The sequence below is a fragment of the Nocardia africana NBRC 100379 genome, assembly GCF_001612635.1.
In the GTDB taxonomy this organism is placed as follows: Bacteria; Actinomycetota; Actinomycetes; order Mycobacteriales; family Mycobacteriaceae; genus Nocardia; species Nocardia africana.
The window spans coordinates 41,707-68,122 of record NZ_BDAV01000014.1; the positions used below are offsets into that span (position 1 = coordinate 41,707).

At 67.7% G+C, this 26,416-nt stretch carries 27 protein-coding genes; 12 read left to right on the plus strand and 15 right to left on the minus strand.

The features are described 5' to 3' along the window. Position 1: 1 nt before the first annotated feature. The 4 genes from argB to NA3_RS25040 form a co-directional block, all read right to left on the minus strand. Positions 2-937, minus strand: a complete 936-nt coding sequence (gene argB / locus NA3_RS25025; protein WP_062966111.1) for an acetylglutamate kinase — start codon at positions 935-937, stop codon at positions 2-4. Beyond that, positions 934-2,151, minus strand: a complete 1,218-nt coding sequence (argJ, locus tag NA3_RS25030) for a bifunctional glutamate N-acetyltransferase/amino-acid acetyltransferase ArgJ (RefSeq protein WP_062966112.1) — start codon at positions 2,149-2,151, stop codon at positions 934-936. The genes argB and argJ overlap by 4 nt, the downstream gene beginning before the upstream one ends. After that, on the minus strand, positions 2,148-3,245 hold the full coding sequence (argC, locus tag NA3_RS25035; RefSeq protein WP_062966334.1) for an N-acetyl-gamma-glutamyl-phosphate reductase: 1,098 nt from the start codon (positions 3,243-3,245) through the stop codon (positions 2,148-2,150). Before argC ends, argJ begins: the two co-directional genes overlap by 4 nt. Positions 3,246-3,344: 99 nt before the next feature. Next, positions 3,345-4,070, minus strand: coding sequence for an SDR family NAD(P)-dependent oxidoreductase (locus tag NA3_RS25040; protein WP_062966113.1), 726 nt, complete (start codon positions 4,068-4,070; stop codon positions 3,345-3,347). Positions 4,071-4,138: 68 nt separating this feature from the next. Between NA3_RS25040 and NA3_RS25045 the strand changes: the two genes are divergently transcribed. From NA3_RS25045 to NA3_RS25065, 5 genes are all read left to right on the plus strand, one after another. After that, the gene (locus NA3_RS25045; RefSeq protein ID WP_062966114.1) at positions 4,139-4,684 is read left to right on the plus strand and encodes a MarR family winged helix-turn-helix transcriptional regulator; all 546 of its coding nucleotides are present in this window, start codon (positions 4,139-4,141) and stop codon (positions 4,682-4,684) included. Between the two features lie 210 nt (positions 4,685-4,894). Continuing rightward, complete coding sequence (locus NA3_RS25050; RefSeq protein WP_062966115.1) at positions 4,895-5,647, plus strand: GNAT family N-acetyltransferase; 753 nt, start codon at positions 4,895-4,897, stop codon at positions 5,645-5,647. Continuing rightward, complete coding sequence (gene infA / locus NA3_RS25055; protein WP_227995292.1) at positions 5,638-5,862, plus strand: translation initiation factor IF-1; 225 nt, start codon at positions 5,638-5,640, stop codon at positions 5,860-5,862. Before NA3_RS25050 ends, infA begins: the two co-directional genes overlap by 10 nt. A 195-nt stretch (positions 5,863-6,057) precedes the next feature. After that, the gene (locus NA3_RS25060; protein WP_062966116.1) at positions 6,058-6,483 is read left to right on the plus strand and encodes an SRPBCC family protein; all 426 of its coding nucleotides are present in this window, start codon (positions 6,058-6,060) and stop codon (positions 6,481-6,483) included. 34 nt (positions 6,484-6,517) lie between these two features. Then, a complete protein-coding gene (locus NA3_RS25065) occupies positions 6,518-6,946 on the plus strand; it encodes a MarR family winged helix-turn-helix transcriptional regulator (protein WP_062966117.1) in 429 nt (142 codons plus the stop codon). Positions 6,947-7,093: 147 nt separating this feature from the next. Here the strand turns inward: NA3_RS25065 and NA3_RS25070 are convergent, their stop codons facing one another. Both NA3_RS25070 and NA3_RS25075 read right to left on the minus strand, forming a co-directional pair. Then, positions 7,094-8,110 carry a hypothetical protein gene (locus NA3_RS25070; RefSeq protein ID WP_128145176.1) on the minus strand — a complete coding sequence of 339 codons (1,017 nt, stop codon included), beginning with the start codon at positions 8,108-8,110 and terminating at the stop codon, positions 7,094-7,096. Positions 8,111-8,271: 161 nt separating this feature from the next. After that, positions 8,272-8,676, minus strand: coding sequence for a hypothetical protein (locus NA3_RS25075; protein WP_062966119.1), 405 nt, complete (start codon positions 8,674-8,676; stop codon positions 8,272-8,274). 300 nt (positions 8,677-8,976) lie between these two features. Between NA3_RS25075 and NA3_RS25080 the strand changes: the two genes are divergently transcribed. Then, positions 8,977-10,509, plus strand: a complete 1,533-nt coding sequence (locus NA3_RS25080; RefSeq protein ID WP_062966120.1) for an acyl-CoA synthetase — start codon at positions 8,977-8,979, stop codon at positions 10,507-10,509. 62 nt (positions 10,510-10,571) lie between these two features. On the opposite strand, the gene NA3_RS25085 is transcribed toward NA3_RS25080, so the two are convergent. Next, the gene (locus NA3_RS25085; RefSeq protein WP_062966121.1) at positions 10,572-12,308 is read right to left on the minus strand and encodes a pyruvate dehydrogenase; all 1,737 of its coding nucleotides are present in this window, start codon (positions 12,306-12,308) and stop codon (positions 10,572-10,574) included. A 569-nt stretch (positions 12,309-12,877) separates the two neighbouring features. On the opposite strand from NA3_RS25085, the gene NA3_RS25090 reads away from it, so the two are divergent. From NA3_RS25090 to NA3_RS25100, 3 genes are all read left to right on the plus strand, one after another. Beyond that, a complete protein-coding gene (locus NA3_RS25090) occupies positions 12,878-13,774 on the plus strand; it encodes a helix-turn-helix domain-containing protein (protein WP_062966122.1) in 897 nt (298 codons plus the stop codon). Beyond that, positions 13,764-13,970, plus strand: a complete 207-nt coding sequence (locus NA3_RS25095; protein ID WP_062966123.1) for a DUF397 domain-containing protein — start codon at positions 13,764-13,766, stop codon at positions 13,968-13,970. The genes NA3_RS25090 and NA3_RS25095 overlap by 11 nt, the downstream gene beginning before the upstream one ends. A 283-nt stretch (positions 13,971-14,253) precedes the next feature. After that, on the plus strand, positions 14,254-15,444 hold the full coding sequence (locus NA3_RS25100) for a Fic family protein (RefSeq protein ID WP_062966124.1): 1,191 nt from the start codon (positions 14,254-14,256) through the stop codon (positions 15,442-15,444). Here NA3_RS25100 and NA3_RS25105 read toward each other — a convergent pair. Continuing rightward, positions 15,441-16,640, minus strand: a complete 1,200-nt coding sequence (locus tag NA3_RS25105; RefSeq protein ID WP_227995293.1) for an MFS transporter — start codon at positions 16,638-16,640, stop codon at positions 15,441-15,443. The genes NA3_RS25100 and NA3_RS25105 overlap by 4 nt on opposite strands. Here NA3_RS25105 and NA3_RS25110 point away from each other — a divergent pair. Then, a complete protein-coding gene (locus tag NA3_RS25110; protein WP_062966126.1) occupies positions 16,524-17,387 on the plus strand; it encodes a LysR family transcriptional regulator in 864 nt (287 codons plus the stop codon). The two genes, NA3_RS25105 and NA3_RS25110, sit on opposite strands and share 117 nt — an antisense overlap. A gap of 56 nt (positions 17,388-17,443) precedes the next feature. Here the strand turns inward: NA3_RS25110 and NA3_RS25115 are convergent, their stop codons facing one another. Then, positions 17,444-18,985, minus strand: a complete 1,542-nt coding sequence (locus NA3_RS25115; RefSeq protein ID WP_062966127.1) for an amino acid permease — start codon at positions 18,983-18,985, stop codon at positions 17,444-17,446. A gap of 292 nt (positions 18,986-19,277) precedes the next feature. On the opposite strand from NA3_RS25115, the gene NA3_RS25120 reads away from it, so the two are divergent. After that, positions 19,278-20,234 carry an LLM class flavin-dependent oxidoreductase gene (locus tag NA3_RS25120; RefSeq protein WP_218021896.1) on the plus strand — a complete coding sequence of 319 codons (957 nt, stop codon included), beginning with the start codon at positions 19,278-19,280 and terminating at the stop codon, positions 20,232-20,234. A 96-nt stretch (positions 20,235-20,330) separates the two neighbouring features. Continuing rightward, the gene (locus NA3_RS25125) at positions 20,331-20,816 is read left to right on the plus strand and encodes a carboxymuconolactone decarboxylase family protein (protein ID WP_062966337.1); all 486 of its coding nucleotides are present in this window, start codon (positions 20,331-20,333) and stop codon (positions 20,814-20,816) included. Between the two features lie 62 nt (positions 20,817-20,878). On the opposite strand, the gene NA3_RS25130 is transcribed toward NA3_RS25125, so the two are convergent. The 6 genes from NA3_RS25130 to pheT are packed head-to-tail and all read right to left on the minus strand — an operon-like array spanning position 20,879 to position 26,413. Continuing rightward, positions 20,879-21,919: a hypothetical protein gene (locus NA3_RS25130; protein WP_062966128.1), complete on the minus strand. Its 1,041-nt coding sequence runs from the start codon at positions 21,917-21,919 to the stop codon at positions 20,879-20,881. Positions 21,920-21,960: 41 nt separating this feature from the next. Then, the gene (locus NA3_RS25135) at positions 21,961-22,446 is read right to left on the minus strand and encodes a PspA/IM30 family protein (RefSeq protein WP_062966129.1); all 486 of its coding nucleotides are present in this window, start codon (positions 22,444-22,446) and stop codon (positions 21,961-21,963) included. A 39-nt stretch (positions 22,447-22,485) separates the two neighbouring features. Then, complete coding sequence (locus NA3_RS25140; protein WP_062966130.1) at positions 22,486-23,268, minus strand: alpha/beta hydrolase; 783 nt, start codon at positions 23,266-23,268, stop codon at positions 22,486-22,488. A 50-nt stretch (positions 23,269-23,318) separates the two neighbouring features. After that, positions 23,319-23,663, minus strand: a complete 345-nt coding sequence (locus NA3_RS25145) for a type II toxin-antitoxin system PemK/MazF family toxin (protein ID WP_062966131.1) — start codon at positions 23,661-23,663, stop codon at positions 23,319-23,321. After that, positions 23,663-23,875 carry a ribbon-helix-helix protein, CopG family gene (locus NA3_RS25150; protein ID WP_062966132.1) on the minus strand — a complete coding sequence of 71 codons (213 nt, stop codon included), beginning with the start codon at positions 23,873-23,875 and terminating at the stop codon, positions 23,663-23,665. Before NA3_RS25150 ends, NA3_RS25145 begins: the two co-directional genes overlap by 1 nt. A gap of 36 nt (positions 23,876-23,911) precedes the next feature. Beyond that, entirely contained in the window at positions 23,912-26,413 is a 2,502-nt protein-coding gene (pheT, locus tag NA3_RS25155) for a phenylalanine--tRNA ligase subunit beta (protein WP_062966133.1), read from the minus strand. Positions 26,414-26,416: the final 3 nt, after the last annotated feature.

The window sequence follows — 26,416 nt, forward strand, 5'->3', positions numbered from 1 at the left end:
CTCATGACGTTGTCGTTCCCGCCGTCTCGGGTGGGGTCACCATCGTTCCGATACCTTCCCCGGTGAACAGTTCCAGCAGTACCGCATGCGGCACCCGGCCGTCGATCACGTGCGCGGTCGGGACACCGGCCCGCACCGCGCGCAGGCAGGCCTCCATCTTCGGCACCATGCCCGCGTCCAGGCTCGGCAGCAGGGCGGCCAAGGCGTCGGTGTCGATATGCGTGGTCAGCGACGAGCGGTCCGGCCAATTCGTGTACAGGCCTTCGACATCGGTGAGCACCACCAGCTTCTCCGCGCCGATGCCCTGGGCCAGCGCGGCGGCGGCGGTGTCGGCGTTGATGTTGTGCACGACGCCGTCGGCATCGGGCGCGATGGTCGACACCACCGGGATGCGCCCGGCGCGAACGAGATCGAGCACCGCGTCCGGATTGACCGCGGTGACGTCGCCGACCAGGCCGATATCGGTCTGCTCGCCGTCGACGGTGACGGTGCGGCGGGTGGCGGTGAACAGTCGCGCGTCCTCACCGGAGATGCCGACCGCGTACGGGCCGTGCGCGTTGATCAACCCGACCAGCTCCCGGCCGACCTGACCGAACAGCACCATCCGCACCACATCCATCACCTCGGGAGTGGTGACGCGGAAGCCGCCGCGGAATTCGCCCTGCAGGCCCAGCTTCTTCAGCATGGCGCTGATCTGCGGACCACCGCCGTGCACCACCACCGGGTGCACGCCGACAGTGCGCAGGAACGCCATATCGGCGGCGAAGGCGTGTTTGAGAGTGTCGTCGATCATGGCGTTGCCGCCGTATTTGACGACCACGATCTTGTCGCGGAACTTCTGCAGCCACGGCAGCGCGCCGGCCAGCACGTGCGCCTTGTCCAGCGCGGACAGATCCTGAGTGGTCACCGGAACCTCCGGTGTGGCTTCCGTGGTCATGAGCTGTAGGCCGAATTCTCTTCGACGTATCCGTGCGAGAGGTCGGTGGTGCGCACGGTGGCGGTGCCCTCGCCGAGTCCCAGTTCCACCAGCACCGCGATATCGGGTCCGGACAGGTCCACCTCACGTGCGCCGGGTGCGCCGGTTCCGTTGACGCACACCGGATTTCCGTTGAACGACACGGTGACCCGATCGGGATCCAGTTCGATGGGCGCGATGCCCACCGCGGCCAGCACCCGGCCCCAGTTCGGGTCGGAACCGAAGAACGCGGTCTTGACCAGCGAGTCGCGGGCGACCGCGCGGGCGGCGATCAGCGCCTCGTCCTCGCTCACCGCGCCGGTGACGGTGATCTCGACGCGCTTGGTGACTCCTTCGGCGTCGGCCATCAGCTGCGCGGCGAGGTCGTCGCAGACCGCGAGCACCGCGGCGTCGAGTTCGTCCTGGCTCGGGGTGACACCACTCGCGCCGTTGGCCAGCAGCAATACGGTGTCGTTGGTCGAGCAGGAGCCGTCGACGTCGAGCCGGTCGAAGGTCAGCCGGGTCGCGTTGCGCAACGCGGCATCCAGCTGCTGCGGGGTGGCGGCGGCGTCGGTGGTGACCACTACGAGCATGGTGGCCAGGGACGGGGCGAGCATGCCCGCTCCCTTGGCCATCGCGCCGACGTTCCATTTGTCGGCGTGGTGGAACGCGGCCTGCTTGGGCACGGTGTCGGTGGTCATGATGGCGTGCGCGGCGTCGGTGCCGCCGGACAGGCCGCCCGCCATCTCGTGCACGATCTCGGTCACGCCGGGCAGCAGTTTGTCCATCGGCAGCCGGTCACCGATCAAACCCGTTGAGCAGACCGCGATTTCGCCCGCTCCGGTTTCGGTTCCCCAGTTGCTCAACGCTTTCGCCAGTTCCTCGGCGGTGGCATGGGTGTCCTGGAATCCACCCGGCCCGGTGCACGCGTTGGCGCCGCCGGAGTTGAGGATCACCGCGCGCAGGCGGCCGCTGGTGAGCACCTGCTGCGACCACAGCACCGGCGCGGCCTTCACCTTGTTGCGGGTGAACACGCCCGCCGCGGCGTAGTCGGGCCCCTCGTTGAAAACCAGTGCCAGATCGAGCTTTCCGTTGGCCTTGATGCCGGCTGCGATACCGGCGGCCCGGTATCCGAGCGGTGCGGTCACACCCTGGGTGCGGACCAGTTTGCCGCCGGCGATATCGGTGTCGGTCACGGTGCCACTCCTACGGTGGAAAGTCCGGCGGTCTCGTCGAGACCGAGAGCGAGATTCATCGATTGCACCGCGGCGCCCGCGGTGCCTTTGGTCAGATTGTCGATCGCGCCGATCACCACCAGCGTGCGAGCGGCGGTGTCGACGGCGACCTGGAGGGTGATGGCGTTGGAGCCGACCACCGAACCCGTCTGCGGCAGTACGCCTTCGGGCAGCAGATGGATGAACGGTTCGTCGCCGTAGGCCTTGTCGTAGACGGCGCGAGCGGCGGCCAGGTCGGCCACCGCGCCCGCGGCGTCGGGGCGCAGGCGCGCGGTGCAGGTGGCCAGGATGCCGCGCGGCATCGGCGCCAGCACCGGCGTGAAAGAGACTGTGACATCGCCGATGTCGGCGCCCGTGGCCGCGGCCGCGGCCTTCAGGTTCTGCGCGATCTCGGGGGTGTGCCGGTGCGCGCCGGCGATGTTGTAGGCGCGGACCGAGCCCATCACCTCCGAACCCAGCAAACCCACGTCGAGTTTGCGGCCGGCGCCCGAGGTGCCGCTCACCGCGACCACGGTCACATCCGGTTCGACGATGCCCGCCCCGACCGCCGGGGCCAGGGCCAGACTCGACACCGTCGGATAGCAGCCCGGCACCGCGATCCGGGTGGCCCCGCGCAGCTGTTCCCGGGCGCCGGGCAGCTCGGGCAGACCATAAGGCCAGCTGCCGGCATGCGGAGATCCGTAGTAGGTCTCCCAGTCCTCCGGATCGGTGAGCCGGAAATCGGCCCCGCAGTCGATGATCACGGTGGACTCCGGCAGCTGCTGCGCGATGGCGGCCGACTGCCCGTGCGGCAATCCGAGGAACACCACGTCGTGGCCGGCCAGCACCTCCGCCGTGGTCGCCTCGAGCACCCGATCGGCCAGCGGCAGCAGATGCGGCTGCAACTGCGCCAGCCTGGTCCCGGCATTGGATCCCGCGGTCAGCGCCCCGATCTCGAGGCGCCCGGCTCGGTACTCCGGATGCCCCAGCAGCACACGCAGGACCTCACCGCCCGCGTATCCGCTCGCACCAGCCACCGCGACCCGTACCACGGGCCCACTCGAGGTATCCGCCATGTGATGATTATGCACGATCATGCAAGCTCATTCACGAGCGGGGTGGACGCCACGGATACCGACCTGGTCACCGCGGGTCGGGACGCGCGGGGCACACGCTCAACGAGTCGTGTGCGCACCGCCATTGACATGCAGCGTCTGGCCCGTGATGTGGCGCGCACCGGCGGAGGCCAGGAAGTAGACCGTTTCCGCGACGTCGCTCGGGCGCCCCGCCCGCCCATTGTGTGTGGCGTCGATCAGCGCGGTCCGCCGTTGTTCGCTGAGTTCGCCGCGAAAGAAGCCGGTCTCGGCGATATAGCCGGGAGCGACCGCGTTGGCCGTCAGCCCTCGCGCACCCACGGTCGACGACAGGCCGGCGGTCCACGCCGCCAGCGCCGCTTTCGCCGCGCCGTACGAGGACGCCGCGTACTCGGCGCCGATGGAACCGATGGTGATGATCGAGCCGCCCGGCCGCAATTTGTCGAGCACCGCCGTGGTGGTCAGGACAGCACTCAGCAGATTGGCGTCCAGATTCGCCCGCCACGCCGCGGCCACCTCGTCGAGGGACGCGGGGTGCCCACCGGACCGGCCCAGGTCGGTGTTGCCGCCCGCCATGTTGACCACCACGTCGAGGTCGGCGCCCAATTCGTCGGCCATCTCCGCCACCGCCTGCGGATCGGTCGCGTCGCAGACGATGGGTTCGGCGTCGATCTCGGCCGCGGCGCGAGCGAGGCGCTCCGCGTTTCGGCCGGTGATGATCACGGTGTCCCCGTCGGCGCGGAAACGAGCCGCGGTCGCCTTGCCGATCCCGTTTCCACCGCCGGTGACGAGCACGATACGACCCATGACAATGACCCCTCTGCTATTCTTCAGCCCTAACGTTTAGCTCTAAACGTACCGAGGAGAGTGCGGCTGTGTCCACCGATCGTGATGCCGAGAACTACCCGATCGGGTCGATCTCCGCGCGCTGGCCCGCGGCCGATATCGCGGCGGCGTGGCAGCGGGAGCTGCCGGGCGTGCGCACCGAATCCATCGAGATCATCACGTCCGTGTGGCGGATCGCGAAAGCCCTCGCCGACGACCGGCGACGCACCCTGAGCGAACTCGGAGTCGACCCCTCCACGCTGGATCTCCTCAGTGTGATCAGGCGTTCGGGACCACCGTACGAACTCACGACTCGCGAGATCACCGACCGGACGATGATCACCGCGGGGGCCGTTTCGCAGCGCATCGCCCGCGCGGAGCAGGCGGGGCTGGTGGAACGATCACCGTCGTCCGTGTCGCACCGGGCGGTCGCCGTCCGGCTCACCGAAGCCGGTCACCGGACGATCGAAGCCACCGTGCGTCAACTCCTCGAGCACGAGGCAGACCTCATCAGCGCTCTCGGCCCCGCCGAGCGAGTGACCTTGACCGGCCTTCTCGCCGGGCTGGAACAGGCACTCGTCACGCCGCGACAATGATCACGCCGAGCCACCCGCCGGACCCGTTCGAAATAACAGGTGGCCCCGCGGTATTCGAGTTGTTAACCTTCTGCGGTCCGACCTGATCACGCGAGGGGGTGAGTCCCATTTTCACGGCATTCCTTGGGCGCTCCCCGTTCTCACGATCGGACGATTGACGCACGTCGTCATCGGGAGCGCTCGTCCGAGCGATCCCGAAAGGGGACGACAATGCACTCTTCCGAACTCATCGTGACGCGCATCGCGGACCGGCAGTGGCAGGCGCGGACCGGCGACCGGGTGGTCGGGTGTGGCGAGGCCTCGCCGCGGCCCGATGGGCGACTGTTCCTCAGCATCGACTCCTGGCAGGCCGACGCCTTCGATCGGCTCGCGACCGCCATGCTGGCCGAGCTACCCACACCGCTCTACACGGTGGTCGACGAGGCCGACCTCGAACTGACCGCGCACTGGCGCCGGGCGGGTCTGGCGACCCGGCGGCGCGAATGGGAATACCGGGTTCCCACCGATCCGGCGATCACAGGGCTCGCTTCAGCGCCGCCGCCCGGCGTCGAGATCCTGGATTTCGGTGTGGCCGAGGCGGATTCACTGCGCGAACTGGACCGCACCGTACGCGCCGAAGTCGAGGCCGCCGCCGGTTGGCAGACCATGCCGGCCGAGGTGATCTCCCGACCGATCGATCCCGCGCACTACGTGGTGGCAGTGCAGGCCGGCCGCTATGCCGGACTGTGCCGCGTGACGCAACCGACTCGGCTACCGCGCATCGGCCTGATCGCGGTCCGCGCCGAGGCGCATCGGCGCGGCATCGCCCGGGCCCTGCTGGGCCTAGCGCTGGGCGCACTGCACCGCGCCGGAAAGGCGTGGGCATCGGCCGAAATCGATGAATCCAACGCGGCGGCCACCGCCCTGTTCGAGGGCATCGGCGCCGAGCGGTCGAACAGCACGCTGGAGTTGGTGTGGCGATGAAGAAAGGAGCGATCGAAGTTCAGGGGCACGTCGTGGAGTGTCTGCGCAACGCCACGTTCACGGTGGAACTCCCCAACGGCCACACAGTCCTCGCGCATCTGTCCGGCAAGGTCCGGATGAACTACATCAAGATCCTCCCGGACGACCGGGTCCTGGTGGAGCTCAGCCCCTATGACCTGACCAGGGGCCGAATCCTGTTCCGCTACCGGAGTTAGCACCAGGACGGGACGGTGAGGTTCAACCCGACGCTCTGCGCAACGAGGCCACGCGCGCCGTCACGCAGACGTCGGCCGTCCCTGGCTGAACTTTCCGTGTAAACCTCCGCAAAATTCTAGCGGGTATCGGCCATTCTCTAGATTTGTTGCTGCAACAACAGTTATTGTTGTTGCAGCAACAAACTGGAGGCGGCCATGATGTACTCGTTCACCGAAGAAGCGGTAATAGCAGGCGATATCGACCGGATCTGGGCGGTAGCCACGGACGTCGCGCGCTGGGCCGAATGGGATCCGCACGAGGAGAAGGCCCGCCTCGACGGGCCGTTCGCCCCGGGAACCAAGGGGTGGGTGAAGCCCAAGGGGGCACCCGCGGGGCCGTTCACGATCGTCGAGGTGGAACCCGGACGGTCGTGGACCAGCGAGGCGGGCCTGCCGTTCGGCAAGTTGCGAGGCCGGCGCACCTACGAGCCACTGGGCGACGGCACGGTGCGGGTAGCGGAGAACGTGGAGGTCCACGGGCCGATGGGACCGCTGTTCAAACTCATCTGGGAAAAGGGCATGCGGGCGGATATGCCGCGCACCTTCGCGGCGTTGGCGGCTGAGGCGGCACGGCGTGGCTGAACGATCGGCGCGGGCCGTACCCCAGGGGCCGCTCATGTCCCCTGGGTTCTGGTTGCATCACGCCGCCCTCGAGTGGCGAGCAACGCTGGAACGGAACCTGCGCCCGCTCGGACTGACACCGACGCAATTCAATCTGCTGGCCTCCACCGGATGGCTGGCCCGCCACGAGGCACTCCCCACTCAACAGCAGGCGGCGGACATGGCGGGCACCGACCGGATGATGGCGTCGCGGGTGATCCGTGTCCTGGAGGAGCGCGGCCTGCTCCGCCGCCACCCCGACGCCGCCGACGCCCGTGCCTTCCGGCTCGAACTCACCGCCGCGGGAAGGGATTTGGCGTCCGCGGCAATCAGGGTCGCCGTAGACACCGACGACCAGATCTTCGGTGCCCATGGCGATCTTCTGCGCGAACACCTCCGCCCGATCGCCGCCCACCGGGTGCCGGCAGAACGGCCGACCGAGTGAAGCGGTACCGCGCAACCTGATCCAGCAGCGGCCGAAAGAACATGCGTTGCCGCAGCGAAGTCGGCCTGCCTCGTGCCCACTACCGAGTTCAGCCGATCAGTGCGCGCAGTGGTCAGCCCATCTCCTCCCCCGATCCACAGCGCCGCTTCACTGTTGAGGTAGACGCGGTTCCGAAGGCGGCGTGCCACTGGGGCCCGCATGGACTGTGGGAGCGGAGGATGAGTCCGGGCCGCCGGGCTGTTCCGGTGCGGACGCGTAACCCGGTTGCGGACCCGCCGCGCCCGCCGGTGCGGCGTCTTGGTGAGCGTGCGGCGACGGCGTGCCGGCGGCGTACGGAGCGAGCGGGTAGCCCGGCGCTCCCGGGTAGGCCGGTGTGGGGGCACCCGGATAGCCGGCAGCGGCAGCGCCCGTATACGACGGCCGGCCATCAGGCGTGGGAGTGGGCGACGGAGACTCGGGGGCCGCATGGATCGCGGGAGCCGGATAGCCGGGTGTACCGGCCGGGTAGGCGGGAGGCGCGACGGGATAGGCCGGTGCTGCTGCGCCGGGATGCGCCGACCAGGGCTGCGGTGCGGGAATCGGCGGTGACGCATGGGTGCCGGGATGAGCCGTCGCCCCCGGATGGAGCTCCACGCCGGGGTAACCGGGGACGGGTGCCGCCGGGGTGTCCGGCTTACCGACGATCAGAGCTACCACAGCGGCGAGGATCGCGACGGCTGTGGGGATGACCAACCAGTTTCCGCTGTCGGACAGGCGCGTGTAGTGGACGAAGCAGATGGTGAGGATCTCCTGCGCGGTCGCGATGAACACCGCACCCGAACCCAGCGATGCGATGACGCGGACTCGTCCGTAACGGGAGCCGGTGGAGGCCAGCAGAATGCCGCCGGCCAGGGCGGTCAGCGAGCACACCCAGAACACGATGAGATGCGCGCCGTTTCCGTATTCCCAGAAGCCGTAGCCGTGCGCGGATATCAACCCCCATATCGACTGCGCCATACCGAGAACAGCCGCTACCGCCGAGGCGATGCCCGCCACGATATCGGCGACAGAACGGTTACCCGGCGGCCGGGTCCCCGAGAACGGCTGAGCACCAGGGTAATTCGGTGGCACACCCCAGCCCGGTGGTTGCGGTGCGGGATATCCGGGCTGGTACGGGTTCACCATCGATCGGGACTCCTTGTCGGCATCGCTTGTGGCTCAGCCTAAGCGAGTGCCGAGGTCCGCGCGGGTTCACCGGCATACGCAGTGACGCCCCCCGGGGCGCGGCCCTGCGTCACCGTCGACGCGGCCGTCATCGTCGACCCGGTCGCCGCGGCATGGGCGGGCTAGGTCGACGCCATGCAGACCATCGGCTGGAGCACAAAGTTGTTGCCGGGGTTCGCATCCGGCGTCGTGCTCGTCACCCTGGCGGTGACCAGCTCCAGCGTGCGCGCGGTGCCGACCGTGTAGTTGGCGATTTCTCCCGGCGCCAGCGTGGGCTTGATAATGGATCCGGACGGGCCGAACGGCGTCCAATAGGTCACCGCCACATTCTCCGCGGTCGCGGTGCCGATATTGCGGACGATCACCTGCAACGGCGGCGGAAACCCGGGCAGCGCCCCGCCGCAGTAGGTGTAGACCTCCACATCGGCACCGGCCGGATCGGCATGTGCCGCAACGCCCAGCCCGGCCGTGGTCGTGGCCGCCATCGCCAGTCCGGCGGCTACCGCACAGATACGCCCGATCTTCATAGGAACCTCCCGCTCGATGAGCTCTCGTACGGAGTATCGAGCCCCTCGAGGGACCTGTTATGCCCCGAAATACGTGGGCGCGAGACCTGCGCCGACCGAGCGGGCGCAACAAACCGCCTGGTTCCGCCGCCTCGGAGGCGCCGCACCAGTTTGGCGATAACTCACGAATCGTCGTTCACTTTCCGCTATCGTCGCGCTCGTCGGGACGGTGTCCCGGCGGGGCCGTGTCGCGGCGGCGAGGCAGGTCCCTCTCGACCGGCGGTCGTGTCGGAGCCGTCGGCGGTGTTGTGGAGGAGCAGGATGTACCCCGGTGCGCATGTCGATCATTTCCCTGATAAACCGGCGGTCGTGCTGGCCGAGAGCGGGACGGCGCTGACCTACCGCGAGCTCGAGGACAACTCCGTCCGCCTCGCGCGCCATCTGTACGACGCTGGCCTGCGCAAGGGCGATCACATCGCGCTGCTGTCCGGCAATACGCTCGAAGTCTACGAGGTCTACTGGGCGGCGTTGCGATCCGGCCTTTACATCACGGCCGTCAACCGGCATCTGTCCGCGGACGAGATCAGCTATATCGTCAACGATTGCGGCGCGCGGGCGCTCATCGTGTGGGCGGAGCTGGCGGATGTGGCGCAGCGGGTGGTCGAGCAGACCCCCGAGGTCGAGATCCGGCTCGCCTTCGGCGGGGATGTCCACGGCTACGAATCATATGAAAAGGCTTCGGCCGCAGCGTCTTCCGAACCGCTGCCGGATCAGCCGCGCGGCGCCGACATGCTGTATTCGTCGGGCACCACCGGCCGCCCGAAGGGCATCAAGCATCCGCTGCCGGATCGGCAGGTCGGCGATCCGCCGGGCGACACCTACACCGCCGTCTTCGGCCCGCTCTACGGATTCGACACCGACACCGTCTACCTGTCGCCGGCGCCGCTGTATCACGCCGCGCCGTTGCGGTTCGGCGGCGTGGTTCACGCCCTCGGCGGAACCGTGGTGGTGATGGAACGCTTCGACGCCGAACAGGCGCTAGCCGCGATCGAACGCTATCGCGTCACCCACAGCCAGTGGGTGCCGACGATGTTCGTGCGCATGCTGAAACTGGATGAGAGCGTGCGTGCCCGCTACGACGTCTCGAGTATGCGGGTCGCCGTCCACGCCGCCGCGCCGTGTCCGGTGGAGGTGAAGCAGGCGATGATCGACTGGTGGGGGCCGGTGCTGCACGAGTACTACGCCTCGACCGAAGGAAACGGCGCCACATTCATCGACAGCGAGCAGTGGTTGCGCAAACCCGGCTCGGTCGGGCCGGCGGGTCTGGGCGCCGTTCGCATCTGCGACGACGACGGCCGCGAGTTGCCCGCCGGTGAGATCGGCACCATCTATTTCGAACGCGAGGAAGTCCCGTTCGACTACCACAACGATCCGGAGAAGACCGCGAAGGCGATCCACCCCGACCATCCGACCTGGACCACCACCGGCGATATCGGCTATATCGACGCCGACGGGTTCCTGTTCCTGACCGATCGCAAAGCGTTCATGATCATCTCCGGCGGCGTGAACATCTACCCGCAGGAAATCGAGGACGCCCTCGCCCTGCATCCCGATGTCCTCGATGTGGCGGTAATCGGCGTACCCGACGAGGAGATGGGCGAATCGGTGAAGGCGGTCGTCCAGCCCGCACCCGGCGCCGAACCGGGACCCGAACTGGCACAACGACTCCGCGACTTCCTGCGCGAGCGCATCGCCCACTACAAGGTGCCGCGCAGCATCGATTTCGCCGACGAATTGCCTCGGACGCCGACGGGCAAACTGGTCAAAGGCAAGCTGCGCGAGCAGTACGCGTGAGTGTTGCCGGGCGGGGAGCTCCCCGCCCGGCAACCGCGAAACACGCTGAGTCATAGTCTGTTTCAGCGCGGCACGTTGCGCAGGTTCGATCGCGCCATGTCGATCATGCGGCCCACACCGCCGGTGAGCACGATCTTGCTGGCCGCGAGCGCGAAGCCGCGTACCTGCGCAGCGGTGATGTGCGGCGGGAGGGACAGGGCGTTGGGGTCGGTGACGAGGTCGACCAGGGCGGGGCCCGGATGTTCCAGCGCGTCGGAGACGGCGTTCCGGATGGCGAACGGGTCGGTCACCCGCGCCGCGTGGATGCCGGCGGCGCGGGCCACGGCGGCGAAATCGACCGGGGCGTGGTCGGTTTCGAAATTCGGCAGGCCATCCACCAGCATTTCCAGCCGCACCATACCCAGCGACGAATTGTTGAAGACGATGATCTTCACCGGCAGCCGATGCAGCGCCACGGTGAGCAGTTCCCCCATCAGCATGCCCAGTCCGCCGTCACCGGACATCGAGATCACCTGCCGGTCCGGATAGGCGAATTGCGCGCCGATGGCATGCGGCAGGGCGTTGGCCATTGTGCCGTGCAGGAACGACCCGATCACCCGGCGGCGGCCGTTCGGGGTCAGATAGCGGGCCGCCCACACATTGCACATGCCGGTGTCGACGGTGAAGATCGCGTCGTCGGAGGCGAGTTCGTCGAGGATGTCGGCGGCGTATTCGGGGTGAATCGGCTTGTGGTCGGCGACATTTCGGGTGTATGCGTCGACGACCTGCTCGAGCAGCCGGCAGTGCTCGCCGAGCATGCGGTCCAGGAATTCGCGGTCTGATTTCTGCTCCAGCAGGGGCAGGACCGCGCGCACGGTGTCGCGAACGTCGCCGTGCACGGCCAGTTGCAGTGGCGTGCGGCGGCCGAGGCGGGCGGCATCATGGTCGATCTGCACGGTGTTGGTTCCCGGCAGGAATTCGTCGTAAGGGAAATCGGTGCCGAGCAGGAGAACCAGATCGGCCTCGTGCATGGCCTTGTAGCAGGCGCCGTAGCCGAGCAGGCCGCTCATTCCCACGTCGTAGGGATTGTCGAACTGGATCCATTCCTTCCCGCGCAGGCTGTGCCCGATGGGTGCGTGCAGCATCTCGGCGAGCCGCATCACCTCCTCGTGCGCGTCGCGCACGCCCGCACCGCAGAACAGGGTGACGGTACGTGCCGCGTTCAGCGCATCGGCGAGCGCCCGCACCTGGCCGGCGACGGGCATGACGCGGCCGAGTTCGGAGACGAGGCTCGTTTCGCCGGTCGGATGCGCGGCGTCCAGCTGGGCGACATCGCCCGGGAGCACCACCACCGAGACCTCGTTGCGCGCCAGCGCATGCTGGATCGCGATCCGCAGCATGCGCGGCATCTGCTCGGGCCGGCTGATCATCTCGCAGTATCCGCTGCATTCGACGAAGAGCCGTTCCGGATGCGTTTCCTGGAAGAACTGCGTGCCGATCTGATCGGAGGGGATGTGGGAGGCCAGTGCCAGGACCGGTGCTCCGGTGCGGTGCGCGTCGTAGAGGCCCTGGATGAGGTGGGTGTTGCCCGGGCCGCAACTGCCCGCGCAGACGGCCAGGCGGCCGGTCAATTGCGCCTCCGCCGCGGCGGCGAAAGCGGCGGCTTCCTCGTTGCGCACATGCACCCATTCGATCTGCGGGGTGCGGCGCACCGCGTCGACGATCGGATTGAGGCTGTCCCCCACCACGCCGTAGATCCGCCGCACTCCGGCCTGTACGAGAACCTGCACGAATTGGTCGGCCACATTCGTTTTCGCCATGCGCTCTCCTCCACCGCTGTGATCGGCGCCGGCGTATTCGCCGTCGCCCGGAGCCGAAGCTCCCTTCCCGGATGAACAGATTCGCGATCGCCACGAATACTACCGGGCAGGGCGGAGCGGAAATGTCGGCGGACATCACGCCTGGCCGCTGTACCGCCGTCGGTGAAATTGCGATTCGCATATTCACAACGCATTTCGGCCGGATGAACGACCGGTTCTCCCATCGATACCTCCTGATCCGAAGTGGTTGGCGGACAGTGGATACCGACCCGCGACAGGTGGTCGGTAACCGACTGCCGATACGTCGGGCAACCGGCACACGTCATTGATCACACACCGCTGTGATTTGGATGTGATAGGTGATCGGACGTTCGTACATCGGTGCGCTCCTGCGTGTTTCGGCAATGGCGGGCCCGATAGCCAGTACACTCCACACGTCCCGCATCCGGAATGGGCCAGTGCCCGAATGCTTTTCACGGATCCCGGACATTCACTACGGGGACCGAACTTCGAACGCCACCACAGGGTGGCTTCCAGAAACAGGCTCGATCGTCAGGGAGGCTAAAGATATGTCCGTCACCGGCAGCACCCTCGCCCGCCGCGCCCTGGGGCGCGAACTGCGCCGCCTCCGCGAGGCCAAGGGGTTGAAACAGGCCGCCGCCGCCCGCGCCGCCGAAACCTCACCCCAGTCCATCGGCCGCATCGAGGAGGGGCTGTCCACGAGAACCACTGGGCTGCAGGTGAATGCTCTGTGCGATTTCTATGAGGCGTCGGATGAGGAACGGCGGACCTTGCTGAGGTTGGTATCCGAGGTGCGGGCATCACGGGAGCGTGGAGGTGGGTGGTGGAGGAGTTATGCCGATGAACTCGGCACCGGTTTCGACCACTACCTCTCGCTGGAAGAGGCCGCCTGCAAGATGATCGCATGGAAGGTCGCGATCGTCCCCGGCCTGCTCCAGACGGCCAGTTATCGCCGCGCCATAGCCTGGACCGAGTCGCCAACCGCCCCCTCCGAACAGATCGAGAAGCGAGTGGAGATGGCAACGCATCGACAAGCCCGTCTCGACGACCCCGCCTTTACGATGGACGTGCTGCTGTGGGAGGCCGTTCTGCGAGACCAGATCGGCGGGCCGGCTGTCATGTGCGACCAGCTCCTGCACCTCACGAAAGTCACTCAGAGGCCCAATGTTTCGGTCCGCGTCGTCCCGTTCGGAGCGACGAACCACCTCGGCTCGTGCGTCGGCTCGGCGATCCTGATGGAGTTCCCCGTGCTTCCGCACTCCAGGATCACCGAGCCACCTATCGTCTATGTCGAAGAATTCGCCGGGGACTTGTACCTCGAACGCGAACCCGAAGTGAACCGTTATAGGGCTGCGCTGCAGGAGATCAGCCGTGTAGCGTTGGATCAGGACGTGTCCAGAGATCTGATCCTGGCGGTAGCGAAGGAGTTCGCGAGTGAACATTGATCTATCCGGCGCCCAATGGTTCAAGTCCAGCCGCAGCACATCTCAGAAGGAGTGCGTCGAGGTCGCGCACTTGAGCGAAGGCCACGTCGGCGTCCGCGACTCCAAGAACCCCACCGGCCCAGCCCTCGTCTTCGCCCCCACCGAGTGGGACGCGTTCACCGCCCGACTCGAGAGCGGCGGCTTCGACCTCACCTAACCGTCTGTGCCACAAGGGCGTTCGAGCCAATACGCTCGAACGCCCTTGTCGTATCGTCATATCCACAAAGCTTCGAGCCGGAAACCTTCGTCCGTTACACAGAGACCGGCCACCCCCGGCGGCATTTCCCGCCGCCATCCCGACGCGCCAAGCTCTGCCGTCAGTCACTCCCAGTGGAGGTTGAGCGCCTAAAGTACAGCAAGCCAGTCGTTACTATATGTTAAGCACCATAAAGTATAGTAACGAGGCGCTTACTATACTTTGCCGCTTCAAGGAGCCTGATATGAGTTGGCCGTCGCACCGCAAGGAGAAGCGGGACTGGCAGGCGCGCGTACGGCAGGGCTCTCGCGCCGATCGCCTACTCGACCGCGTCGAGGTCTCCATTCCCCCGAGCATCGCGGAACTCGACTTCGACGCTGTCGGCTCGGTCGCTCGCGCACAGGAGGACGCCGTCATCGCGGTGGCGCGGCTGGAAGCCGGCTTCGGGGCCTACCTCGCACCCCTGGCAGACTTTCTGCTGCGTAGCGAATCGGTGGCGTCGTCGAAGATCGAGCACATCGACGCGGGCTGGCGAGCGTTCGGCAAAGCCGTCGCGGGAGCCAAGGCAAGCGACGAGGCCCTGTCGCAACTGGCGGCGGTTCGGGCCTTGGCGGCCATGGTCGATCGAGCGGCACACGAGGACATCACACTCGAGATGCTGCTCGACGCCCATCGCACGCTGATGTCGCCGGACTACTACACCGCCCGCGATTCGGGGCAATTGCGCGACGTCCAGAACTGGATCGGCGGCAGCGATTACACGCCCCTCGACGCACTGTATGTACCACCGCCGCCGGATCTGGTTCCCGCGATGATGGCCGACCTGCTGCGCTTCGCCAATCGAACCGATGTGCCGATCGTCGCGCAGGCCGCGATCGCCCATGCTCAATTCGAGTCGATTCACCCGTTCACCGACGGCAACGGACGTATCGGAAGGGCGTTGATCAGCGCGATTTTCCGGCGTCGCCGGCTCACCCACCGCGTGACTGTTCCGTTGGCGTCGGTCATGCTTGCCGACACCCACCGCTATTTCGCTCACCTCGACGGCTATCGTGCGGGACGCGCCGACGAACTGGTCGAGTACTTCGCTCACGCCGCGATCCATTCCAGCTCGGCAGCTGAAGAGTCTGCCCTCGCCTTGAGCGGACTACCGCAGCGCTGGGCCGCTGTCTCCCGACCGCGGGCGAGGTCGGCGGACGAGGCCCTGCTCGAAGCTCTCCTCGACAATCCGATCCTCAATGTGGAGATCGCGCAAAACCTCACCGGCACAACTGAAGCCAGCACATATCGCGCGCTGGATCGCCTGACCGCCGCCGGCATCCTGGAGGTGCTTTCCGAGAGCAGACGCAGCCGCGTCTGGGCCGCGGTCGACGTGATCGCGGAGTTGGACGCGCTGAGCGCCGCGATCGGGAAACGAACTTTGCGCGGTGGTTAGCCGGCGAGCCCGTCACCTGCTGAAATCGGCGTCGGACTCGGCACGTCCGCCGCCCGTTCCGGCTTCCGCAGCGGAGCCGTGAGGGCGGCCGAGAGCGCGACGGACAGTCCGGCACCCACGATGATCCACCAGCCAGGATGGCTGGCGACCGCCAGCGTCTGCGCCGGGTGCGTCCCGATGCCGGGTACGACGACCGCACCGACCACCGCAACTCCCAATGCTTGCCCGACCTGGCGGCCGGTCGACGCGGCCGCGGAGGCGACACCGGCCTGTTCCGGGGACATGCCTGCCACCGTGGTCGCCGTGATGGGCGCGTTGAGCATGCCGAAGCCCACACCGAACAGGACGAACGACGACACCACCGACCATCCGGATGTGGCCGGCGTCAGACCGGTCAGCAGGAGGGCCGCGGCGGCGATTCCGAAACCGCTGAGCAGCAACGGGATTCGCGGTCCATAGGTTGCGGTCAACCGGCCCGATATCGGCGCGACCAGCAGTACGGTCATGGCCACCGGCAGGAGGAATATCCCGGCGGCCGCCGCCGACAGGCCGCGGGCGTCCTGGAGATAGAACGTCGTCACCCACAGATACCCTCCGGCGGCGGCCATCCCGATCAGCGCCATCACCACACCGCCGGCGAAACCGCGCCGCGCGAACAGTCTCGGATCGATCAGCGGTTCCGGATGTCCCAGCTCGTATCGCACCAGCGCCACAGCCGCCCCGGCGGCCACGGCCATCACCACCGCGACCGCCGCCCCTCCGATGGCGCGGCCCTCGATGATCGCGTACGTGGCCGATGCGAGCACGACCACGACCAGCACCTGGCCGACCGGATCGGCGCGGCGCGGACGCGTCGCCGCCGATTCCGGCACGAACAGCGCGCACAGCGCGATCGCCGCCACACCGATCGGCAGGTTGATCCAGAACACCGACCGCCAGCCCACCGAACCGACCAGCACTCCCCCGAGAATCGGACCGATCGCCATACTGAGGCCGTACACACCGCTCCAGACGCCGAACGCTCTGGCACGCCGCGGAGTCGGAACCGATGCGTTTTCGTCATCGGTACTCTGATTCGCGTGCCCGCCACTCTGGACATCGTCGCGCTGCGCAGCCTCGTCGCCGTGGCTACCTGCGGCGGTTTCCACCGGGCCGCGCGCGCCCTGCACCTCACCCAGTCGGCGGTGAGCCGGCACGTACAGCGGCTCGAGGATGCGCTCGGCGTCGAACTCGTGGTCCGTGAGGGCCGCGGCATTCGCTTCACACCGGCGGGCGAGCGACTGCTCGGACATGCCCGGTCCATCCTCGACGCGCACGACGACGCGGTCACCGATGTCGGCGGGCCGGCCGACGAGCTGACCGTGGGCGCCATGGACCACGCGGCCGATCTGCTCCTTCCCGAGCTGGTCGATCGGTTGCGGGAACGCTTCCCCGCCCGGCGGATTCAGGTTCGTCTCGGCCGGAGCGCGCGACTGCGCGAGTCCGTCGACCACGGCAGCGTGGACGTCGCCCTTGTCTTGGAGCGTCTTGCCCGAGACGACCTGCCGCCAGAATCGCCTGCGTCCCGGGTGATTCCGACACGCTGGGTCGGATCATCGACCTGGCTGGGCGGGGGCGCACCGGTGCCGCTGGTGCTGTTCGATCATCACTGCGGCTTGCGATCCGGAGCAGTGGACACCCTGGCCGCGGCGCGAATCGGTTACACCGTCGCCGCCGAAGCGCCGGATCTGACGGGCATTCACGCCGCGGTCCGCGCGGGTCTGGGCGTCACCGTCCTGCCCGAGCTGGGTCGTCTGCCCCCACGGCTGCGGACCATCGGCGAGCTGCCGGCGCCACCGCCCGTCGTCGTCGGAATCCGGATCGGCGGACATGTCGAGCCGGAGGTGGCCGATGCCGTCGCCACCCTGTTCGGAGATCTGCTGCACGAGCACCTGAACGCGTAACACGTCGTGAGCGGGACCAGCGAGCCGCGCTCGGTCCCACGGCCACCATTGCGATGTCATTCCCCACGCTTGCCCGGACCCTCCACGATCACTTCGGGTTCCGCCGGCCGCCCCGGCCACGGGCGCTCGGCGACCACCGGGAACTGACCCGTGTGATCGTGGCGAATCGCCGCTATCCGCAACACTTTCCGGCGCGTGAGGAACCATCCTCCGACCAGTACGGGACCCATGACGCAGATCGTGGCCACGACCGCCCAGCGTTGGATCGGGTCGCTGCTGCAAGCCATCAGGGCGATCACGGCCACCAGGAACACGAGGGTGGCGATACCGGTGTAGGGGGCGCCGATCATGCGGTAGGCGGGACGGTGGGAGATGCCGTCCCACCAGCGTCGCCACAGGCGCAGCTGACAGAGCAGAACCACCATCCACGAGACGATCGTGCCGAGTGCGGAGACGTTCAGCACGATCTCGAAAGCCTTGTCCGGCACCACCGCGTCGAGCCCGACGCCGACCAGCGCGAGCGCGCCGGTGGCCAGGATGCCGACGTAGGGCACGCCGGTGCGCGACATGCGGCCGGCGACGGCGGGGGCACTTCCGTTCGCCGACATCGAGCGCAGGATGCGGCCGGTGGAGTACAGGCCGGCGTTGAGGCTGGAGAACGCGGCGGTGAGCACGATCAGGTTCATCATCGATCCGGCGGCGGGGACGCCGATGCGGGCGAAGAAGGTGACGAACGGACTCTCGCCGTCACGAAAGGCGGTGTAGGGCAACAACAGTCCGAGCAGGACGAGTGAGCCGACGTAGAACACCCCGATGCGGGCGATGACCGAATTGATGGCGCGCGGCATCACCTCGTGCGGATTCTCGGTCTCCCCGGCCGCGATGCCGACCAATTCGACTGCGGCGTAGGCGAAGACGACGCCCGTGGTGACCGTGACGAGCGGCACCACACCGGTCGGGAACAGTCCGCCGTGATGAGCGATCACGCCGACCCCCGTCGCTTCGCCCCGGATCGCGAATCGGCCGGCGAGAAAGACCGAGCCCACGATCAGAAATCCGATGAGAGCGACGACTTTCACCAGCGCCACCCAGAATTCGAGTTCTCCGAACCATCGCACCGAGATCAAATTCGTGCCGACGACGGCGAGCAGCGCCACCAGTGCGATCACCCACTGCGGTACCACCGCGAACGCACCCCAATATCGGACATATGTCGCGATCGCGGTGATATCGACGATGCCGGTCATACACCAGTGAAAGAAATACATCCAGCCGACGGCGAATGCGAGTTTCTCGCCATAAAATTCGCGCGCGTAGGATACGAACGATCCGGACGACGGCCGGTACAGCACCAATTCCCCCAGCGCCCGTAGCACGAAGAAGACGAAGACACCGCACACCGCGTAGACCAGAAATAGCCCCGGACCAGCATCCGCGAGACGCCCGCCCGCACCGAGGAACAGCCCGGTGCCGATCACTCCACCGATCGCGATCATCTGCAGCTGACGGTTGCGTAACGACTTTCGGTAGCCGTCCTGCTCGGTATGCCACGCCGCGGCCAGAGCCGACAATTCGACGGGTCGGTGGTCTGTACTCATGACCGGACCTTCCGGTGGACAACATTGAATCTTCAAACAACGTACTGCCGCACAGCGGTGCGTTCACGAGTGGGAATATCGAAATACCGTGCGGTCGGTTCTCGCAAGTCGGCATCAGTGCCCGCTGTGCCGAGAAATTCACACCATACGAGACGAATTCGACAGCGCGGAATTCGTTGTCGCGGAACCGGCTTGCTGTCGCTGTCCGGCGATCGCCGATCCGGCCGAGCCGGCACCCGGCGATACCCTCCGGGGAATTGTCGCGAGGCGCCCCGGCGCGGAGGCTGATCTCGTGAACGACATTCGATACGGTCTGCTCCTCCCCGGCGGCGTCGCGCAGTTGGAGCGTGGCGGCGCGGCCCGCAGCCTGGCCGAGTTGGCGGTGACGGCCGAAGGGATGGGATTCGATTCGGTGTGGCTGGGCGATTCGCTGAGCCGGGCCCGGATCGAACCCCTGACGATCCTGGCGGCCGCGGCGGCGCTGACCGAGCGGATCACGCTCGGAACGGCCGCGCTGATGCCGGCCTACCGGCATCCGGTCCAGGCCGCCGCCACCCTCGCATCGCTGGACCAGCTCGCCTCGGGCCGGCTGATCCTCGGCGTCGGCGCCGGATTCCCGGAACTCAGCCGAGCCGAATTCGACCTGGTCGGCGTGGACTACCGAACCCGCTTCTCCCAGCTCGACGACACCGTGGACCTGTGGCGGCGGCTGTGGTCCGAGAACACCGACCCCTTCCACGGCAAGGTTCTGCACTACGACTGGTTGCCGGACGTGCCGCAGCCGCATCGGCCGGGCGGGCCGCCCATCTGGGCCACCGGTATCACGCCCGCGGCGCTCGCCCGGACAGGACGGCGCTACGACGGCTGGCTCCCCTACCCACCGGATGTCGACACCTACGTCGACGGCCTGACCGCGGTCCGAGCCGCCGCGACCGCCGCCGGACGAGCCGAATCATCCATCACGCCGGCGCTTTTCGCCACCGTCTACCTCAGTGACGATCCCGGCGAGGGCCGGGCAGCGCTGGACCGCTACGCACAGGCGACCTATCGGATGCCGGTCGAGACGGTCGAGACGATCCAGGTCCTGATGACCGGCACCACCGAACACGTTGCGGCGCAACTGGATCGGTACATCGCCGCGGGCGCCGAGCACATCCTCCTGCGCATCGCCGCCCTCGACCCGTCCGAGTTCGCCGGGCAACTGGCTCTGATGAAGCCCCTGCTACGGCCGTTGACGATATCGCGCTGATGTGCCACACATCACTTCTCCGCGCTGTCACACCGATCGCGTGAGCGGCATCTCGTGTTCGTTCACGACCACGATCACGACAGCAAGGACGACGTCATGGAATCCCGTTTCACCCTCACCGACAGCGCACTCGGCGCCAAGTTCGCCAAGCGATTCGGCAACACCAGCATGGTCATCCTCCAGTCGACGCTGCCCAAGGCCACCCAGGACCTGATGATGCTGCGCGTCAGCCAGATCAACGGTTGCGGCTGGTGCACCGACGTTCACAGCAAGGACCTCGCAGCCGCCGGGGAACCCGCGGTGCGCATCAACCTGGTCGCCGCGTGGCGCGAGGCGTCGGTGTTCTCCGAGGCCGAGCGGGCGGCGCTGGCGCTGGCCGAGGAGGGCACCCGCCTCGCCGACGCCCACCAGGGCGTATCGGACGAGACCTGGGCGCAGGTGCGCAAGCACTACGACGACGACCAGATCGCCGCACTGGTCGGCCTGGTCGCGCAGATCAACGCCGCCAACCGGCTCGGCGTGATCGTGCGCCAGCAGGGCGGCTCGTACGAGCCCGGTATGTTCGCCGAGATCGACGGCTGATCAGCGGGCGAAACGCGGTCCGGCCCAGGGGTAGACGGCCTGGGCCGGACCTCGGCGGGGTGTTACTGCGTGGCCTCGGACAGGATCGCAAGCACCGGTTCCGAGGTGTAGAACGGTTCGAGGCGTTCGCGAATCAGCTTGGCCAGCACGCCGTTTCGCTTCGCCGCCTCGACCACTACGGGGCCGTAGCGCAGGATCTCGGTGCGGATGTCGTCGGCGGACAGGCCCAGTTCGGGCAGCAGCGCGCCGAGGGTGTGGTCGCCGTATTTGGTGAAGAACACGTCGACACATTCGTCGAGGAGGACACCCACGTACTCCTTGTCGCGGGTGGTGACGACGATGCGATGGATCAGCAGGGCGAGTTCACGCAGGTCGGCCTGGGTCAGGTAGTCGCGCAGACCGCTGACCGGCTCACCGGCGTGCAGATCCCAGAACTCCATCGCCGCGCCGTGGACCGGTGCGTCGCGCAGCATTTCGCGGATCGCGTTGTTGGTGCGCTTGAGGGCGAACATCGCGCCCTTGCCGGCCATATCGCCGATGAAGGTGCCGCTGCTGGCCTTCTCGGCGGCCTTGCGGGCGGACTTGGCCGCGTTGGTGCCGAACGACACCAGCGATCCGACGCCCGGAACCTTGCTGGCCATCTGCCGGTTCGACTCCATGAAGTCGTCGATCAGCTTGTCGACGAATTTGGACGCCGCCTTCGCGACCAAGGGGCTTTCGGTCAGCCGCTCCAACAGGCGCTCCTGCGCCTGGTGCATGCCGAAGATCTTCTCCAGCAACGCTTCCACGGGTTCGCGGTCCACGACGTCGCCGAGGGTGTAGTCGTTGTTCTCGGCGATGTTGTCGTAGATGGCGTCGGCGAACACCGCCACCGAATCCTGGAGCACCGGGCTGCCGCCGATGCGGTTCACCACGGTGCGCACCGTCTGCCGGGCGTCGGCGACGGAGACCACATCGCGGAAGACGATGGTGTCGGCGACCGCCAGCACATCGTCGACGTCGCGGGCGACGACCTCGGCGAACCGATCTCCCGTCACCTCCGCGAGCAGGTAGTCCACTTGCGCGTCGAGCAGTTTCGCGGCGATGTCCTGTGCTGCGGTCATCGGTTCCCCTTCAGCTGTCCGGACCGCCGGACCAGCCGGAATCACACGTCGTCGCGCAGCGACTTCCGGATCTCGTCCAGGCGTTCCCGCGCGGCTTTCTCCCGCGCCTGCCATTGTTCGTCGGCGCTGCGGCCCGCCGGTGTCTGCCGGTCGAGTTCGCCCATCCCCTGGGCGGTGCCGTAGCGCTGCTCGACCTTATCGCGAACTGACTCGAAAGTAGGGACTCCGGATTCGGAATACCCGCCGGGCACCCCGAAGCCCTCCGGCGGCAGCGGCACACCCGAGCCCACCGCGACCTGCCCGAATCCGCCGGAAATCGGCGGCGGCACGGCGGCGGCAGCGCCGGGAGTGTCCGAACTCACATCGGGCTGGGGCTCGGCACGAGTGGGGCGGGCCGCCAGTTCGACCGCGGTCAGATGCAACTTCTCCAGACCCGGCCGGCCCGTGGTCGCGGTGACCACGACCTCGAGCAGATCCTCATCCTGCAGCGCGGCGAGCACTGCCGCCATATCACCGGTGTCGGACATGCACCCAGGCTACGCATCGCGACCGCGGTCCGGCCGGTTTCACTCGCCGGTCACCGATTCCACGCCCGCGAGCACATCGCGCACCCACGCCGATACCGTTCCCGACCACCCGGGAATCGAGACCAGAGTGTTGTGACCGGCGTTCGGGTAGATCAGCAACCGCTTGGGGTCGGCCGCCGCCGCGTGCAGCGTCCGGCCCATCTCGACGGGCAGGAGTTCGTCGGCCTCGCCGTGCATGACGAACGTCGGCACGCGCAGCGTGCGGAGTCGCTGCAGCGTCGGAAACGCGTTCGGCACCAGAGCTTTCGGAATGAAGGGGTAGACCGCGCGGGCCGCGTCGCGCAGGCCGGTGAAGGTGGACATCAGGATCATCGCGGCGGGCGGATGTTCGGTCGCCAGCTCCGTGACGACCGCGCCACCGAGCGACTTACCCAGGTACACAACGCGTTTCGGGTCCACACCGGACTGCTCCAGCAGCGCCCGGCGGGCGGCCCGGGCATCCAGATACAGTCCGCGTTCGCTCGGACGGCCCGGACTGCGACCGTAACCGCGATAGTCGAAGGTCAGCACGTTCAAACCGGCGGCGGCCAGCAACGCCAGGATCGGCGAGCGATCGCCGATATTGCCGCCGTTGCCGTGGGCGTAGAGCACGTGAGCGATCGGCTGCTCGGCGCGCACGAACCACGCGTTGATCCGGGCCTCGTCGTCCGCGGTGAGCCAGAGGTCCTCGTGGACGTACCCGAACTGCTCGGGCGTCATGGTGATCCGACGTTCGGGATGGAACGTCAGCGCGTTGAGCACGCCCTCGGCCGGATGTCGCATAATCCCTTCCTAGCGCCAACCACCACTCAGTCTCCACCCAGCCGCTGAATTCACAGGTTCAGATGCAGGCGTAGCGCTCGGTCCACTTCCTTGATCAGTGCCGGCGGCAAGGTGCCGAGTACCCGGCCCACTCGTTCCACAGACACGGAACGAACCTGTTCGGCCTGCGCTTTCGACGCCACCCGCAAGCCGGGGACATCTTCCAACAGCACCTGAAACGGGAAGACCTTGTCCGTATTGCTCGTCACCGGCACCACGGTGACGACGCCACGGCCGAGCTGAACCGCACGCCGGTTGGCTCCGTCGTTGCTCACAACGACAGCGGGACGTGTCTTCGCCACCTCGTTTCCCCGGACCGGGTCGAGATCGACCAGCACGACATCCCCGCGCCGCACTACAGGTCACCGGTCGCGACCGACCAGGCCGCTTCCTCGCCCGCTTCTTCCCACTCTTCCCACGCCTGTTCATAGGCATCTTCCAGGGCGCGGGCACGCAGCAGCTCGATGGCTTTGTGCACAGCGGCGGACCGACCAGGCAAACCGGACCGACATACTTCCTCGTCGATCGTCGCCAGGTCGTCCTCAGACAGACTCACACTCAGCTTCATACTATAAATGCTACCAGGGTAGGAATTACATTCGCACTACCCGCGCAGGACCGCCCCGACCGCGTCGGCCGCCGCCGCGACGGCGGAATCGCGGGCCGCGCTGGCCTCGTCCTCGGTGAGGGTGCGGTCGCTCGCGCGGAAGCGCAGCGCGTAGGTGAGGGATTTGCGGCCCTCTCCAGCCTGTGCGCCTTCGTAGACGTCGAACAGCGCGATGTCCTCGAGCAGCTCGCCCGCGCCGGTGCGCAGCGCCGATTCGACCTGGGCCGCGCCCACGGTCTTCTCGACACTCACCGACACGTCCTGCAGGACCGCCGGGAAGGCGGAAACCACCGGGGCGGGCCGGGATTCGCGCAGTGGCAGCGCGTCCAGATCCAGTTCCAGCGCGCAGGTGCGCGGCGGCAGACCGCTGCGCTCGAGGACGGCCGGATGCAGTTCCCCGGCGTGGCCCACCACCGTGCCGTCGACCAGCAGTTCCGCACAGCGGCCCGGATGGAACGGCAGGTAGGCGGCGGGGCGGCGCTCGATCGTGACCCCGGCGGCATCGGCGACGGCGTCGGCGAGGGCGAACGCGTCGGCCGCCTCGGCGACCCGGCCCGGGCCCCACGGGCCACGCGGTTCCCGCCGGCCGGTCAGGACCGCGGCGACGTGCACCGGCTGGGCGGGCAGGGATTCGATCAGCTCGCGGATCTGCTCGTCGGTGGGACGGCGGTCGACCGGCAGTTCGGCCACCGCGTGGGTGTCCGGACCGGGCAGGACGACCTGGGCGATGCCGTAGATCGACAGATCGCGCTCACCCCGGGAGATGTTACGGGCGGCCACCTCGAGCAGGGCGGGCAACAGCGTGGTCGCCAGTTCCGCCTTCTCCACGTCGAGCGGATTCAGCACGCGCATGGTGTTGCGGCGCGGGTCGTCGGCGTCCAGACCCCAGGTGTCGAAGACCCCGGCGGTCATGAAGATCGGCGCGGGCACCTCCACACATCCGGAGAAGGCGAGCGCACGGCTGACGGCCCGGCGACGGCGCTGCACGGCGGTGAGGCCGCGCCCGGCCGGAGCGGTCGGCAGCACCGACGGAATCTGCTCCAAGCCCTCGAGCCGCAGCACCTCCTCCACCAGATCGGCGGGCTGGGTGAGATCGGGTCGCCAGCTCGGCGGGGTCACGACCAGCTGACCGTGGCCGGTCTCGCTGACGCTCACCTCGACCGCGCAGCCGATCTGCGCGAGCCGGCGCGCCGAGGTGCCGGTGGGATAGACCACGCCCGCGGTGCGGTCGGCCAGATCGATATCCATCCGGATCGGTTCGGTGGCGGGCACCGGGAGCCGCACGTCGGTCAGCGCCGCCTCCACTGTGCCACCGGCGATGTCGGCCAGCAGAGTGGCGGCGCGGTCGAGCGCGGCGACGTTGATCTCCGGATCGACGACGCGCTCGTAGCGCTTGCCCGCTTCGGAGACCAGCTTGTGCCGGCGCGCGGTGCGGTAGACCGCCAGCGGATTCCAGGTCGCCGCCTCCAGCAGGATGTCGGTGGTGGCGTCGCCGACCTCGGTGCTCGCGCCGCCCATGATGCCGGCCAGCGAGATCACGCCCGAATCGTCGGTGATGACGACATCTTCGGCGTCCAGCACACGCTCGACCTCGTCGAGGGTGCGCAGCGTCTCGCCGGTGTGCGCGCGCCGGATGACCAGCGGCCCGGACACTTTCGCGGCGTCGAAGGCGTGCAGCGGCTGACCCAGTTCCAGCATGACGTAGTTGGTGACATCCACCGCGGGTGAGATCGGCCGCACCCCGGCCAGCAGCAGCCGGCGCTGCAACCACCACGGGCTCACCGCGTTCGGGTCGACGCCGGTGACCATGCGCACCGCGAAGCGGGTGCAGCCGGATTCCGGTTCGACGGTCACGGAGTAGGCGTCGGCCTCGTCGTCGGGCAGCGTGCGCACCGCGGGATCGGCGTAGTCGAGGTCGAAACCGCAGGCGAGCTCGCGCGCCAGGCCGCGCACCGAGAAGCAGTAGCCACGATCCGGGGTGATGTTGAGTTCGATCACCGTATCGTCGAGGCCCAGCAGTTCGTTGGCGTCGGCGCCCGGTTCGGCGGTGCCCGGCTCCAGCACCAGAATGCCCGAATGGTCCTTGCCGATACCGAGTTCGGCGACCGAGCAGATCATGCCGTTGGAGACGTGGCCGTAGGTCTTGCGCGAGCTGATGGCGAATCCGCCCGGCAGCACACCGCCCGGCAGCACCACGACCACGAGGTCACCGACCGCGAAATTGCGTGCGCCGCAGACGATCTCCTGCAGTTCCGGCCTGCCGATATCGACCTTGCAGAAGCGGATCGGCTTCTTGAACTCGGTCAGTTCGGTGATCTCGGCGACCCGGCCGACCACCAGCGGGTGCTCGATATCGCCGGTGACCGGCTCGAGGGTGTCGAGTTCCTCGACCTCGAGGCCCACGCGGACGAAACCGGCGTCGAGCTCCTCGGGGGTCAGCGACCAGCCGGGGGTGGTCCGCTGCAGGGTTTCCGTCAGCCAGGACTGCGCTACTCGCACGTG